Source organism: Microbulbifer sp. THAF38 (assembly GCF_009363535.1).
In the GTDB taxonomy this organism is placed as follows: Bacteria; Pseudomonadota; Gammaproteobacteria; order Pseudomonadales; family Cellvibrionaceae; genus Microbulbifer.
In genome coordinates, this window is the sequence record NZ_CP045369.1 from 4,532,501 (window position 1) to 4,545,855 (window position 13,355).

The following is a 13,355-nucleotide window of genomic DNA, read 5'->3' on the forward strand; positions in this document are numbered from 1 at the left end:
TTAAAAATCGGTAAATTAAGACTGTTCGGCTTGCTCTTTCGACCGGCGTGATGTAATCCAGCGACCAAATAAGATTCCCACCTCAAACAGCAACCACATGGGTAGGGCCAATAGGGACTGGGAAATAACATCCGGTGGAGTGAGCAGCATACCGATCAGGAAGCAGCCCACAATCACATAGGGACGTTTACTCCCCAGGGTTTTGGCATCCACTGCGCCACTCCAAATCAATAACACCGTAGCGATAGGGATCTCGAAAGCGAAGCCGAAGGCAAAAAACAACTTCAATACCAAATCCAGATAGCTGCGCATATCCGGCATAACTTTGATATCTGCGTGGGCCGAGCCAACAAAGAAATCAAATAAAATAGGAAACACTACGAAATAGGCAAAGGCCACACCGGCGTAAAACAAAAATACGCTGGTGACCAAGATTGGGATCGCAATACGCTTTTCATTTTTATACAGACCGGGAGCTATAAAAGCCCAGGCCTGATAGAGCACGAAGGGAATGGCGATGAAAAACGATACAATGAATGTGGTCTTAAATGGCGTAAGGAAGGTGGAAGTTACCTCTGTGGCAATCATCCCCGCATCGCCGACCAAGCGCTCCTGCAGTGGATTGGCAATAAAGTTGTAGATATCCGAGGCAAAGGGCACAAGGCAAGCAAAGAGAACCACCACAACCAGTAAAGTGCGCAGCAGCCGATCCCTTAGCTCGATCAGGTGATCGATAAAGGGCTGATGGCTGTCTTGTGATTGATCGCTCATGGTTGTTTGTCTTTTTCCTGTTGCGATTCTTTTTCTGTATCTTTGGGTATATTTTCCGGGTGATCTGGATTCAGTTCCGGATCGCCGTAATCGTGCCAGTGCTCTGGGTATTCGGGATCTTGCAACTCCTCAACCGTCTCATCCTGCTCCGGTAAATAATCCTCTTTTTCCGCGCGTGGGTGCTCGGGTTCCGGTAGGGTTTTAGCCGGAGTTTTTTCCTCAGTTTCAGTCGATTCGCCGAGTTGAGGTTTATCCTCTTGCTGTTGCTGTTGCTGTTGCTGTTGCTGAAGAGATTCACTCACCTCGCGGTTGGCCTCATTGAAGGTGCGCTCCATCTCCCGGCGGCTTTCTTCTATCTCCCGCAGGATGCGCTCATTGTGCAGCTCTCGGCGGATATCATCCGCACCCACCTCCCGCTCCAACTCCTCACGCGCACCCTGTAAAGTGCGCTTCAGGCCAGACCACCAGCGCGCCGTTGTGCGGATAGCATCGGGCAGGCGCTCCGGGCCCACCACAAGCAGTGCCACTACCGCGACCAGTAGCAGTTCAAAAAAGCCAATATCAAACACGGGGCATTACTCGCGTTAACAGTGCCGAATTATTTGTCCTGGGACTGCTTGTCTTTTTCCTTGGAGGCGCTGCCCTGTTTTGGCTTTTCTTCCTCATCGTGCTGAAGACGCTCAGGGTCTTTATCTTTGTCCTCATCCTTATCATCATCCTTCACTGCTTTACGGAAGCCTTTCAGTGCACCGCCCAGGTCACCACCGAGGTTTTTCAAACGCTTGGTTCCGAACAGCAGCAGGACAATGACCAAGATAATCAACAGCTGCCAGATGCTAATTCCACCGAATCCCATAATCGTCTCCATGTCATTTAATACGGCAGCCACTTTGCATTGCCATTGGCCGCCATGGGTAAAACCACAACTTATCAGAGGACTGTTACGCCAGTCCTTCCAACTGAATTCTTATCCCTCGTTACTGCGGGATGCCTTTTCTTCCAGGCCAGAGAGGCCAAAACGCCGGCCCAGTTCACGCACTACATCTTGGGAGTCCGCTCCCAGGTGCGAAAGCATTACTAATGAGTGAAACCAGAGATCCGCCGTTTCGGCGATCATATCCCGGTTGTCGCCACTGGTCTGCGCATCCTTAGCGGCGAGAATTGTTTCGGTGGCTTCTTCGCCCACCTTTTCCAGTATTTTGTTGAGCCCCTTCCTATGCAGGCTGGCCACATAGGATTTATCGGCATCATCTGCGCACTTTCGGCTCTCTAGTACCGCGTCGAGTTGTTGCAGCAGATCACTCATTTCCTGGCTCACTTGTAGATAACTTTGGGGTCTTGCAATACCGGTTGGCTAACCCGCCATTCGCCGTCCTGCAAGAGGTTGTAAAAACAGCTGCTGCGGCCAGTATGGCAGGCAATTCCACCCTCTTGCTCAACCATTAACAGCACAGTGTCACCGTCGCAGTCGAGGCGTATCTCACGCACTTTTTGCAGGAAGCCGGACGACTCCCCTTTGCGCCACAGGCCTTTGCGCGAACGCGACCAGTAGACCGCATAGCCCTCACTAGCGGTCAGTGCTAGAGACTCACGATTCATCCACGCCATCATCAGCACGCGACCGCTTTTAAAATCCTGGGCAATGGCGGGCACCAGGCCGTCGCTGTTCCAGCTGACCTGATCGATAAAGCCGCTTGTCGGCACAGCTTGAGTCAATGTTTCTTCCATCAGAATTCCAAGTGTAGGCCGGCGCGACACCGGCAAAATACTGCCGCCAGTGTCATTAGGGCCAGAGCAGTAAAATCAGGGCGGCGATACCCAATACCCAGCCAGAGGGTGGCAACTGCTCCAGCCACTGCGGCCGGCTTAAGGCCAGGGCCCCTACAGCGAGCACTACCCCGCAGAGCCGGCGCAAATACTGCCAGCGCCCACGGCGCTGACTACTCGCCAGCTTTTCACCGATATTCTCTAATTGTGGTGCCAATTCCCGCGACTGCTCCAAAGCTGAATAGACCAGTTGCGGCATCTGCGGAAACTTCTCCAGCCACTCGGGGCCGTAGCGCTTGATCTCGCCCACCAGCGTTTTGGGGTGGATACGCTCACGCATCCACCGCTCCAAAAATGGATGAGCAGTCTTCCACAGATCCAATTCCGGATAAAGCTGGCGTCCCAAACCCTCGATATTCAACAGGGTCTTCTGCAATAACACCAACTGAGGCTGCACTGCCATATCGAAGCGTCGTGCGGTCTGGAACAAGCTGATCAAAACCCGCGCAAAGGAAATCTCCCCCAGGGGTTTCTCAAAAATCGGCTCGCACACGGCGCGGATTGCCGCCTCGAAGGCATTCACAGGAGTATCGGCGCGAACCCAGCCACTCTGTACGTGCAGCTCCGCCACCATGCGGTAATCGCGCCGGAACATGGCGAGCAGATTGCGCGCCAGATAGTACTGATCTTCTCGCGATAAGCTGCCGACAATGGCGGTGTCGATAGCAATATACTGCGGGCGCTGCGGGTGCTCCCGGGAGACAAAAATATTGCCCGGGTGCATATCCGCGTGGAAAAAGTTGTATTCAAAAACCTGCTTGAAGAAGATTTCCACGCCACGCTCGGCCAGCAGCGGCATATTGGTATCCTGCTCGCGCAGCTGCGCTAAATCAGTCACAGGAATACCATTGATTCGCTCCAGCACCAGCACGTTTTCGCGGGTGTAATCCCAGTAAACCTGGGGGATATATAGCAGTGGAGAATCAGTGAAATTACGCCGCAACTGGGTGCCGTTGGCCGCCTCGCGGGTCAAATCCAACTCGCCCTCGATGGTATGGCGATAGTCTTCTACCACTTCCACCGGGCGCAGGCGCCGGCCCTCTGGCACGAAGCGTTCGATAGCCCGGGCAATCACCCGCAGCAGGCGCAAATCTTCCTGGATCACGTCACCGATACCCGGGCGCAGCACCTTGACCACGACTGACTCGCCGCTCTTGAGCACGGCAGCGTGAACCTGCGCCACTGAAGCTGCCGCTAGGGGCTCGTGCTCAAAGCTGGCAAAGACTTCATCGACACTCGCGCCAAGGGCTTCCTCAATCAACGCGCGACACTGATCGCTGGGGAAGGGCGGCACCTTGTCCTGTAGGTAGTCGAGTTGCTCGACAACATCCGGCGGCAACAAATCCGGGCGGGTGGAAAGCAGCTGGCCAAATTTAACGAAGATCGGTCCCAGCTCTTCCAGGGCGCGGCGCAGTCGCTCGCCGCGCTCCATCTTTGGTTGCGGCAACAGTTTGAGAGGAGCCAATAAGCCGCGCAGCCACAGGGGGCGGCGTTCGGCCGGTAATAAAAGATCTAAGCGATGGCGCAGGAAAACCCGCGCGATGGTAACAGTACGGGATATAGGCAAGACTACTCGGCCTCCCCTCGGGAAAACTGCTCCTGCAGCAGGCGCACCCGCGCCTCCAGGCGCTCGGTGGCCAGGGACAACTCGGCGAGATCATCCGCGAAAGCTTCAAATTGTGCCTGTGGTGGCGTCAGCTGCCATTCCTCACTGATTGTCTCTGCCGCCGCAACCGGCGCGCGACTGAGACTGGCACTTAACCAGCTACCGGCACTGCGTAACACATTGCCGATGGAGTGGGCGGGAATATCGCCAATCACTTGCGCAAGCGGCGCCTCCCAGTCGATATCCAGATCGCTCATGATCCACTGCAACTCCGCCAGCAGGGCACTGGAACCACTAATGGAGACGCCCAGCGCCGCAGGCGTGGCATCGGGGTCCTTTAGTAGTCGCACCAGAGAAATAGCCGAGCCACTGATGGTGGTCGTTACATCTCCCTCCCAGTGCTGGCGCACGCGCACCTGATCGCCCTCGATACATAGACAGCATTGCAATTTCGGAGCCGTCAGGTCGAGCGCCATGGTTTTGCCATCCAATTCCTGCAGGCGCGCTCGAGTCGCCGGATCGTATTGCAGGGCAGTATTAATAGCGGTTTCCAGCGCGGCGTCAAAACCCGCGCGATAGGTGGGATCGCTCATGGTGGTTATTGGCCTCGTGCCATCACTTGGGAGTCAATCACGCCGGGCACCTCTCAGGGCTTGATGCCACGGTGCAACGCCACAATACCACCGGTCATATTGTGAAATTCACAATCGACAAATCCGGCATCCACCATCATCTGCTTGAGCGTTTCCTGATCCGGGTGCATGCGGATGCTCTCCGCCAAGTAGCGGTAACTCTCCGCGTCGTCGGCCACCAATTTCCCCATAAATGGCAGCAGGCGGAACGAGTATTGATCGTAGACTTTTTCCAGCAATTTCGATTCCGGCTTGGAGAATTCCAGTACCAGTAAACGCCCACCGGGTTTCAGTACCCGCAACATGGAGCGCAGCGCCAGGTCTTTATCGGTGACATTGCGCAGGCCAAAGGCGATGGTGATACAGTCGAAGGTATTGTCCGGAAAGGGCAGGTACTGGGCGTCCGCCTGTACCGGCACTACGTTGCCGGCGATGCCGCGATCGAGCAGGCGGTCGCGGCCAACCCGCAACATCGATTCATTAATATCCGCCAACACCACCTGACCACTGGCGCCCACAATACGCGAGAAACGCGCGGTGAGATCGCCAGTGCCCCCGGCGATATCCAGGATTTTCTGTCCCGGTCGCGCACCGGACAATTCAATAGTGAAACGCTTCCAGAGGCGGTGGATACCCCCGGACATCAGGTCGTTCATTACGTCGTAACGCGCCGCCACTGAGTGGAACACTTCCGCCACACGACCGGCCTTTTCCTCCACCGGGACCTCTTGGTAGCCGAAGTGGGTGGTCTTGCGATCCTTCATACTGTGCTGCCTGCTGAGCCAAATTCAGTGCGCCATTGTACATCGACCAAGCCGGCGGAACAGCGCCCATGATTCCCCCAGCGGCAACTCACTAAAATTAATTCACACAAGAGTAACAACGGGACCCAGGGTTCTCTCATGGATTACCGGCTCGATAGCGACACGCCCGTTGTAGTGAGTCTGCGCCGTGCAGCACGCACAGAAATACACGCCGCCAACCGTAATGCCCAGTTGTTGCCAGATGAGCAAGCCGTGCACGAACTGCGCAAACACTGCAAGAAACTGCGCGCCCTGCTGCGCCTGATTTATCCAAATAAAAATCCACTGTTCCGACGCGAGAACGATCGCTACCGGAAATTGGCACGATGCCTGTCAGCTGGGCGCGATTTGGTCTCCATGCGCACCGCGCTTCTCACCCTGGCTCCCCCCAGCCACTTTGAAAAAATGCATAGGGTACTGCGTCAGATACAGCAGTCACTGCGAGACGAAGAGAATCTTATTCGGGTCGAAGGGTTGCTGGAAGAAGCGCGGGAGAGCATTGAAGAATGGCCCCTGCACAATATTCGCTGGGGTGATATCGATACCGGATATTTACGTGGCTACCAGCGCGCGCGCAAAGCCTGGCTGGAGGCACGGGAAGGGGACAACGCCCATAAACTGCACCAATTGCGCAAAAGAGTAAAAGATCACTGGTACCACTGTCGCCTACTCAGAGAGAGACACCCTCAATCTATTGCGCTGCGCTGTGAACCGCTCAAACAACTCGCGCAACTATTGGGAGACTGGCGCGATCTCTACCTGCTCTGCCATTTTGCCATCACGGTTGGAGAGCCATTAGGGGAAGAGTTAATTAAGCTGTTGGAAATGTGCGACTGGCACAAGGTGCGATTGCGCTTGGAAATAGAAAAAGGCTGCGCTGAGTTCTTCGCCCACAAAAAACTTGTGATCTAAGTTGAGCAGGCATGCAGGCATAAAGGGATTCAAGATTATTCGTTATAAAAACGAAAAAGGCGCGGGAATATTTCCCGCGCCTAAAGATCGCCGATTTATTTGGCGCTCTGCTCCAGCAGGCCGCCGGCGCGAGCCATCACATGGAACAGGTAGTTCTGCTCATTGGTGCCGCTCATCAGGTGCGCACCGGGTCCGCGGGCCCAGACACCCACATCTTCACCGCCGTGGGTTTCCCCAGAAAGAGGAACAAGGACTTCCTGGTGGAAGCCGGGGGCGGTGGTGTCTACATCGGTAAGATCCTGACGCCCTTGAACAATATCGTGATCGTAACGATCATCGGCATCGGTATTGTCACCGTAATGTGCAAAGCCGCGACCATTGGCATAATTCAGGGTAGTGTAAGGCAATCCGGTTTTATCCAGCTTGGGCATCTCTTCAGCCACACCAGTCTTATCATTTTTAACTACCTTACCGAGGATTGGGTTGCCACGGGTAGTCCCACCGGCAATGGTCATCACATGGCTGTGGTCCGCGGTAACAACGATTAGAGTATCCTCGGCACTGGTATTATCCAGGGCTACCTGGACGGCTTTGGCAAACTCTTCCGCATCGCTGAGGGCATTGTAGGCATTGTTGGCGTGGTGACCGTGGTCGATACGACCGGACTCCACCATCAGGAAGTAACCCTTATCGTTTTGCTGGAGCATCTCGATGCCCTTGGCAGTCATCTCACTCAGGGAAGGCTCGCCGCCAACATCGTTGCCACGATCGGCCTCATATCGCATATGAGAGGAGTTAAACAACGCCAATAGCTTGTCGGTGTTATTCACATCCAGCTGGTCAAATCCGGCTTTGTCTTCCGCGTAGTGCGCGGTGGTTACGCCATCGTTGTAACGAGTTTTCCAAGCCTCAATCAGGTTGCGGCCATCGGTACGCAAGCCAGCCTTGCCTTCCGTATCGGTGAAGTCCTCTGGCAGGAAGTTGCGACGGCCACCGCCCATTACCACGTCGATACCATCGCCGGCCTCCAATTCAACCAGGTGGGTAGCGATATCGCGACAGCCGTCCGGAGCGGTGTATTCCCAATTGCGTTCGGGCACCTTGGCATATGTGGCAGCGGGCGTGGCGTGGGTGATGCGCGCGGTGCTGATAATACCGGTGCTCTTGCCCAGTTCCTCGGCCAGTTCCAGGGAGGTGGTCAGGGGGCGTTCGAGGCTGGCGGCGCAGTCGCCGCGTGCCACATCTTCGGCCACGCTCAGGATACCCGCCTTGGTTTTCACTCCGGTAACCAGAGCGGTCATGGTGCCAGCGGAATCCGGGGTCTGCTGGTTGGTGTTGTAAGTTTTTACCAAGCCGGCAAAGGGCATCTTTTCGAAGCTAAGCTGATATTCCTCGCCATCGAGGCCCAGTTTTTGGCCTGCGAAGATGCGCGCAGCGGTGACGGTGGATATACCCATGCCATCACCTACAAACAAGATAATGTTTTTCGCGGCACCCGGCGTATTGTTAATTTTCTCTGCGCTCGCCGCAGCTACCGCTTTCTGGCCATCTTCGAACCAGCTACTTTCACTTTGGGTTGAGGAAAGGCCCAAGTAATTCTGCTGCTGCGGTGTTTCAGTAGCATCCGGCACTTCGGCAACATTGTCGGAGCTGGATTTGTCGTCGCTACAGGCGCTGGCCAGTACGGCAACGGAAAAGGCCAGCAGGGTCTTTTTAAACTGTTTCATGGTCAATACCCCCAATTATTCTTCTGACAGCGACAGGTCGGTCGCGGCAGTCATTATGTGGAAAACCGCATTCTGTTCCAGATGTCCCTGCACTTTTTCAGCACCGGCGCCGATCGCGTGCAGGCTGATATCCTCTCCTCCGTGGCTCTCGCCACCCAGGGCAACCAGGGATTCCTGGTGGAAGCCGGGCATCTCGGTATCCACATGCGTCAAATCATGGCGGCCGGCGGCGATATCATAGTCATCGCGCTTGTCAGCGTCGGTTTCAGTACCCAAATCGGCAAAGCCACGGCCATTGGTGTAGGTCAGGGTGGTGTAGGGCTTATCGTCCTTGGCCAGGGAAACGGCCTCATTCGGCGCGCCGCTGTCATCGTTGCCGATCACCTTGCCCAGGATAGGGTTACCCCTGGTTGGATAGCCCGCCATATTCATTACGTGACTGTGGTCAGCAGTCACCAGGATCAGAGTTTCTTCCAGGTTCACTTTCTGTAGCGCTGCCTTGACCGCATCAGATAACTCGATCGCTTCATTCAGCGCGTTATAGGCGTTACCGGAATGGTGAGCGTGATCGACTCGGCCGGATTCCACCATCAGGAAGAAGCCGTCTTCATCTTTTTGCAGCATATCGATAGCGGTAGTGGTCATCTCGACGATGCTGGGCTCTTCGCTGTTCTTGGCGACGCGGTCGGCATCGTAGCTCATGTGATCTTCGGTAAAGAGACCCAACAGCTTATCTGTTTTAGCGATATCCACTGCCGACAATTCGAAACCATTTTCGACGTAGACCGCATTCTGCTCACCGTCATAGCGCAGCAGCCATTCACCCGTTAGATTGCGCTCGTCTTCGCGCAGGCCACCCTCGGCCACCGGTGTAAAGTAGTTGCGCCCACCACCGAGCATGACTTCCATGCCATCGCCGATATTCATTTCCACCATTTGTGTGGCGATATCGGTACAGCCCTCATCGGCCGCGTGTTCCCACTTGCGGCTGGCGCTGTGGGCATAAGTCGCTGCCGGAGTCGCGTGGGTCAGGCGTGCAGTAGAGACAATGCCGGTAGCCTTGCCGCGGCTTTCCATCATTTCTAGGAAGCTGTTCAAACCCAGCTCCTTACTCGCAGCACAGTCAGCCACCAGGCCCTTGCCATCCACATTGATCATGCCGGCGCGAGTTTTTACACCCGTCATCATCGCAGTCATGGTGCCGGCAGAGTCTGGGGTCTGCTGGTTAGTGTTGTAGGTTTTGATCAGGGCACTGTGAGGAAACTCCTCAAAAGTAAGGCTGTTCTCTTCACCGGGTTCACCGCGGCGCTGGCCCTCGAAGATACGGGCTGCGGTCAGGGTGGAAATCCCCATGCCATCGCCAACAAACAGGATGACGTTTTTTGCAGTTTTGGCTTCACGGGAGAGAGAAGTGCGTTCTTCCAGGCGATCGGATGCCTCAGTGAACCAGTCGCTATTGGTTTGGTAATCGGGCAGGCTCGCGGCAGAAACTGCAGAAGCGAGAGGGATCAAACAAAAGGCGCTGAGTGCGCGGGCAAGTTTTTTTGCCACGGTGGGCCTCCGGAACTCGTGAATTTGGCGAGCATTAGAGTCCGGAAATATGACAAAAGAATTACGCGCCGATTAACATCTTGTTTTCTTTGTCAAAAATATTGTGCGCTTGTCACAACAATAAAAAGCAGCCGCGCAATTGTTACAGTATTGCGAAAAAATGCAGAGAATTATTGTTTTTTCTCGCTTTTTAATGCTTTGTAGGGAAAGTAAAGTGCGCCACTGAAGGGCGCACTTGGCAACTAACCGATAAATTTCACCACACTTTCATCCGGGTCACGCCCTTTACCCGCCGCGCACAAGCGCTCCAGATAGGCCTCCCAATTGATGGTGTATTTTTCAGCCAGTTCACGCAGATATTCCCAGGTGTAAATGCCGGTGTCATGGCCGTCATCGAAATCGATTTTCAGGCCGTAACGACCGGCGGCTTCGACCCTGTCGATACCCACATGGATTTTTCCATCCACCAGCAGGGCGGGGCTATTGCCGTGGCCGCGCACCTCGGCGCTGGGGGAGTAGACACGCAGATACTCTGCCGACAGGCTGAATTCGCCATCGGCAAACAGCAATTGCAGGGTTTTCTCTGCGCGATTTAATCGTATTTTTTGCGGTTTCATTTACAGGATAAAACGCGAAAGGTCCTCGTTTTGGCTCAGCTCACCCAGGTGGCTGTCCACATAAGCCGCATCGACATTGAGTGACTTGTCGGCGTCGCCGGCATCGAAGGAAACTTCCTCCAGCAGGCGCTCCAGCACCGTGTGCAACCGACGCGCGCCGATATTCTCGGTGCGCTCATTCACTTCGTAAGCCACTTCGGCGATACGGCGAATCCCATCCTCGGTGAATTGCAGTTCCAGACCCTCTGTCGCCAGCAAAGCCTTCTGCTGTTCGGTCAGTGATGCTGAGGGTTCGGTGAGAATACGCTCAAAGTCCGCGGAAGTCAGCGAGCTCAGCTCCACGCGAATCGGCATACGCCCCTGCAACTCGGGAATCAGGTCCGAGGGCTTGGACAGGTGGAAGGCACCGGAGGCGATAAACAGAATATGGTCTGTCTTGATCATGCCGTACTTGGTGTTGACAGTGCTGCCTTCGATCAGTGGCAACAGGTCGCGCTGCACCCCTTCACGGGAGACATCGGCACCGCCGCTCTCCTGACGCTTGGCCACCTTGTCAATTTCGTCGATAAAGACAATGCCGTTTTGTTCGGCAGCGCGAATTGCACGGGTTTTGATATCTTCATCGTTCACCAGCTTGGCAGCTTCCTCATCGGTAAGCTGTTTCATCGCCTGCTTGACCGGCAGCTTGCGCTTGCGGGTCTTGCCCTGGGACATATTCGAGAACATACCCTGCAGCTGGTTGGTCATTTCCTCCATACCCGGAGGGGCCATAATCTCTACGCCCATGGGCGCGGCGGCCATATCGATTTCCACTTCTTTGTCGTCCAGCTCGCCCTCGCGCAGCTTCTTGCGGAATAACTGGCGGGTGCTGGAATCCTTGTCGTTCGGCTCGGTCGAGCGCGCCGGTGGCAGTAGGGCGTCGAGGATACGCTCCTCGGCCGCATCCATAGCGCGCTGCTGTACACCACCCATGGCCAGCTCACGCTCCTGCTTCACTGCCATCTCGACAAGATCGCGTACGATAGACTCTACATCGCGACCCACATAGCCCACTTCGGTGAACTTAGTCGCTTCGACCTTGATAAAAGGCGCATTGGCGAGCTTTGCCAGGCGGCGCGCTATTTCAGTTTTACCCACACCGGTGGGGCCGATCATCAGGATATTCTTCGGGGTGATTTCTGCGCGCAGATCCTCACTCAACTGCATACGGCGCCAGCGGTTGCGCAGCGCAATCGCTACGGCGCGTTTGGCGTCCTGCTGGCCAACGATGTGGCGATCGAGTTCATGGACGATTTCACGGGGGGTCATCTGGGACATACAAATTCCTGCAAAACGGTTGTGCGGACCAGGCTGCGGCCCGCTGGACTCAGGCGCTTCTTGTGAGAGCGTCCGGTCAGTAGGTCAATTCTTCGATGGTGTTGTTGTGGTTGGTGTAGACGCAGATATCGCCGGCAATTTTCAAGCCCTGCTCGACGATGGAGCGCGCGTCCATATCGGTATTGTCGAGTAGCGCGCGCGCTGCCGACTGGGCGAAGGGTCCACCAGAGCCGATAGCAATCAGGTCATCTTCCGGCTGAATCACATCGCCGTTGCCGGTCACAATCAAACTGGCGCTGTCATCTGCCACTGCCAGCAAGGCTTCCAGGCGGCGCAGGGCGCGGTCGGTTCGCCAGTCTTTGGCCAGTTCCACCGCGGCGCGGGTCAACTGGCCACCGTGGGCTTCCAGCTTGGCTTCAAAACGCTCAAACAGGGTGAAGGCATCGGCGGTACCACCGGCAAAACCGGCGATAACCTTGTCTCTGTAAAGACGGCGCACCTTGCGCGCATTGCCTTTCATAATGGTGTTGCCCAGGGATACCTGGCCGTCGCCGCCAATCACAACTTTGCCGTTGCGGCGACAGGATAAAATGGTGGTGCCGCGATACTGTTCCAATGGAGACCTCTCGGATTACGCGTGTGCTCTAGCTGCGCAAGGCCTGTTGCCTTGCGCGCCGGGAAATTTAATCAGATTAGATAAGTGAGGACGGGACGCACCGTTTTCAATAAGAGAAGGGCCAATTGCTATAATGAGAACCCATCGTCCATCGCGGATTAGCCTCTTGGCTCTCCTTCCCTCCCGCTACTTCCAACCACTTTTCACCGTCGTTATGACCTGCTTGATGTCTGGAGTGATTTCCGGGGCGATCACTTATTCCCACCAGGGTTTCAGCGGAGGATTTCTGCCAATATGGGGCCGGGCCTGGCTGCTGGCCTGGATCATCTCACTGGGATTGCCGCCGCTGATCAGGCCCGCAATCAAAAGCCTGCTGGGCAAGCTGGCAGCGCCGGACGGGGAATCCAACGATTGATTTAATTAGCGGGGCGCTTCAATACCAGCGGCATCAGGCGATGCTCAGCCAGGACCTGGCGGGCTTTGGCCATGCGCGAACGGTTGTCGAAGGGACCGACCAAGACCCGGTGCCAGGTACCGCGGCTATCACTGGCGGACTCCACTTTGACATCCAGGTTGGCCAGGGTGAGCTGAGCGCGAAGACGCTCGGCTTCTGCCGCCTCACGGAAGGAGGCGGCCTGCAGGATATACACCTGAGCTTTGGCCTTCTCGGCAGCGCCCTGTTGATTAGATGAAGAATCCCCGCGAATGGCAGGCTTGACCACCTTGGGTGGCGGTACCGAGACTTCGTTTTCCTTGAGCATGGTGTAGAAATCAAAGCGCGGTTCAGACGGCGCCTGCGCCGCCGGCTTGGCTGACGCTGTTCTGTCGCCAGCGGCGCCTTTGCTGCCGGACACACCAAACTGCAGCAACAAGAACACCGTAAAACCGCCCACGGCATTGCCCAGTACAAACCACACCCATGCGGGTTTGCCCGAGGAACTCTTGCTGCGGCGTTTGGTGTTGCGACGGCTCATTG

General features: G+C 55.7%; 16 protein-coding genes. 2 read left to right on the forward strand and 14 right to left on the reverse strand.

The features are described 5' to 3' along the window. Window positions 1-15 precede the first annotated feature (15 nt). From tatC to ubiE, 8 genes are all read right to left on the reverse strand, one after another. Window positions 16-771 (reverse strand): twin-arginine translocase subunit TatC, encoded by a 756-nt coding sequence (gene tatC / locus FIU95_RS19675; RefSeq protein ID WP_152455769.1) that lies wholly within the window; start codon window positions 769-771, stop codon window positions 16-18. Then, a complete protein-coding gene (gene tatB, locus FIU95_RS19680; protein ID WP_152455771.1) occupies window positions 768-1,340 on the reverse strand; it encodes a Sec-independent protein translocase protein TatB in 573 nt (190 codons plus the stop codon). Before tatB ends, tatC begins: the two co-directional genes overlap by 4 nt. Before the next feature lie 29 nt (window positions 1,341-1,369). Continuing rightward, the gene (gene tatA / locus FIU95_RS19685) at window positions 1,370-1,627 is read right to left on the reverse strand and encodes a twin-arginine translocase TatA/TatE family subunit (protein ID WP_152456476.1); all 258 of its coding nucleotides are present in this window, start codon (window positions 1,625-1,627) and stop codon (window positions 1,370-1,372) included. A gap of 111 nt (window positions 1,628-1,738) precedes the next feature. Next, window positions 1,739-2,077 carry a phosphoribosyl-ATP diphosphatase gene (locus FIU95_RS19690; protein WP_152455773.1) on the reverse strand — a complete coding sequence of 113 codons (339 nt, stop codon included), beginning with the start codon at window positions 2,075-2,077 and terminating at the stop codon, window positions 1,739-1,741. Between the two features lie 8 nt (window positions 2,078-2,085). Further along, entirely contained in the window at window positions 2,086-2,499 is a 414-nt protein-coding gene (gene hisI, locus FIU95_RS19695; protein ID WP_152455775.1) for a phosphoribosyl-AMP cyclohydrolase, read from the reverse strand. A 55-nt stretch (window positions 2,500-2,554) separates the two neighbouring features. Further along, complete coding sequence (gene ubiB / locus FIU95_RS19700) at window positions 2,555-4,165, reverse strand: ubiquinone biosynthesis regulatory protein kinase UbiB (protein ID WP_152455777.1); 1,611 nt, start codon at window positions 4,163-4,165, stop codon at window positions 2,555-2,557. Window positions 4,166-4,167: 2 nt separating this feature from the next. Beyond that, complete coding sequence (locus FIU95_RS19705) at window positions 4,168-4,797, reverse strand: SCP2 domain-containing protein (RefSeq protein WP_152455779.1); 630 nt, start codon at window positions 4,795-4,797, stop codon at window positions 4,168-4,170. A 53-nt stretch (window positions 4,798-4,850) separates the two neighbouring features. Continuing rightward, window positions 4,851-5,600: a bifunctional demethylmenaquinone methyltransferase/2-methoxy-6-polyprenyl-1,4-benzoquinol methylase UbiE gene (ubiE, locus tag FIU95_RS19710; protein ID WP_152455781.1), complete on the reverse strand. Its 750-nt coding sequence runs from the start codon at window positions 5,598-5,600 to the stop codon at window positions 4,851-4,853. A 138-nt stretch (window positions 5,601-5,738) separates the two neighbouring features. Between ubiE and FIU95_RS19715 the strand changes: the two genes are divergently transcribed. Further along, a complete protein-coding gene (locus FIU95_RS19715; protein ID WP_152455783.1) occupies window positions 5,739-6,551 on the forward strand; it encodes a CHAD domain-containing protein in 813 nt (270 codons plus the stop codon). 95 nt (window positions 6,552-6,646) lie between these two features. Here FIU95_RS19715 and FIU95_RS19720 read toward each other — a convergent pair whose 3' ends face one another. The 5 genes from FIU95_RS19720 to hslV form a co-directional block, all read right to left on the reverse strand. Next, window positions 6,647-8,278: an alkaline phosphatase gene (locus FIU95_RS19720; protein ID WP_152455785.1), complete on the reverse strand. Its 1,632-nt coding sequence runs from the start codon at window positions 8,276-8,278 to the stop codon at window positions 6,647-6,649. Between the two features lie 15 nt (window positions 8,279-8,293). Next, complete coding sequence (locus FIU95_RS19725) at window positions 8,294-9,829, reverse strand: alkaline phosphatase (protein WP_152455787.1); 1,536 nt, start codon at window positions 9,827-9,829, stop codon at window positions 8,294-8,296. Window positions 9,830-10,071: 242 nt separating this feature from the next. Further along, a complete protein-coding gene (locus FIU95_RS19730) occupies window positions 10,072-10,446 on the reverse strand; it encodes a gamma-butyrobetaine hydroxylase-like domain-containing protein (RefSeq protein ID WP_152455790.1) in 375 nt (124 codons plus the stop codon). Continuing rightward, the gene (gene hslU / locus FIU95_RS19735; protein ID WP_152455792.1) at window positions 10,447-11,763 is read right to left on the reverse strand and encodes an ATP-dependent protease ATPase subunit HslU; all 1,317 of its coding nucleotides are present in this window, start codon (window positions 11,761-11,763) and stop codon (window positions 10,447-10,449) included. Between the two features lie 76 nt (window positions 11,764-11,839). Further along, window positions 11,840-12,379: an ATP-dependent protease subunit HslV gene (gene hslV / locus FIU95_RS19740; protein ID WP_152455794.1), complete on the reverse strand. Its 540-nt coding sequence runs from the start codon at window positions 12,377-12,379 to the stop codon at window positions 11,840-11,842. Between the two features lie 166 nt (window positions 12,380-12,545). Between hslV and FIU95_RS19745 the strand changes: the two genes are divergently transcribed. After that, the gene (locus FIU95_RS19745; protein ID WP_172975466.1) at window positions 12,546-12,794 is read left to right on the forward strand and encodes a DUF2798 domain-containing protein; all 249 of its coding nucleotides are present in this window, start codon (window positions 12,546-12,548) and stop codon (window positions 12,792-12,794) included. Between the two features lies 1 nt (window position 12,795). Here the strand turns inward: FIU95_RS19745 and FIU95_RS19750 are convergent, their stop codons facing one another. Continuing rightward, the gene (locus tag FIU95_RS19750) at window positions 12,796-13,353 is read right to left on the reverse strand and encodes an SPOR domain-containing protein (protein WP_152455798.1); all 558 of its coding nucleotides are present in this window, start codon (window positions 13,351-13,353) and stop codon (window positions 12,796-12,798) included. Window positions 13,354-13,355 lie beyond the last annotated feature (2 nt).

Excerpts from the sequence above, each read along its gene's own strand:
- tatC (WP_152455769.1), bottom strand. The coding sequence starts at position 771 with ATGAGCGATCAATCACAAGACAGCCATCAGCCCTTTATCGATCACCTG.
- tatA (WP_152456476.1), bottom strand. The coding sequence starts at position 1,627 with ATGGGATTCGGTGGAATTAGCATCTGGCAGCTGTTGATTATCTTGGTC.
- FIU95_RS19690 (WP_152455773.1), bottom strand. The coding sequence starts at position 2,077 with ATGAGTGATCTGCTGCAACAACTCGACGCGGTACTAGAGAGCCGAAAG.
- hisI (WP_152455775.1), bottom strand. The coding sequence starts at position 2,499 with ATGGAAGAAACATTGACTCAAGCTGTGCCGACAAGCGGCTTTATCGAT.
- FIU95_RS19705 (WP_152455779.1), bottom strand. The coding sequence starts at position 4,797 with ATGAGCGATCCCACCTATCGCGCGGGTTTTGACGCCGCGCTGGAAACC.
- ubiE (WP_152455781.1), bottom strand. The coding sequence starts at position 5,600 with ATGAAGGATCGCAAGACCACCCACTTCGGCTACCAAGAGGTCCCGGTG.
- FIU95_RS19715 (WP_152455783.1), top strand. The coding sequence starts at position 5,739 with ATGGATTACCGGCTCGATAGCGACACGCCCGTTGTAGTGAGTCTGCGC.
- FIU95_RS19720 (WP_152455785.1), bottom strand. The coding sequence starts at position 8,278 with ATGAAACAGTTTAAAAAGACCCTGCTGGCCTTTTCCGTTGCCGTACTG.
- FIU95_RS19730 (WP_152455790.1), bottom strand. The coding sequence starts at position 10,446 with ATGAAACCGCAAAAAATACGATTAAATCGCGCAGAGAAAACCCTGCAA.
- hslU (WP_152455792.1), bottom strand. The coding sequence starts at position 11,763 with ATGTCCCAGATGACCCCCCGTGAAATCGTCCATGAACTCGATCGCCAC.
- FIU95_RS19750 (WP_152455798.1), bottom strand. The coding sequence starts at position 13,353 with ATGAGCCGTCGCAACACCAAACGCCGCAGCAAGAGTTCCTCGGGCAAA.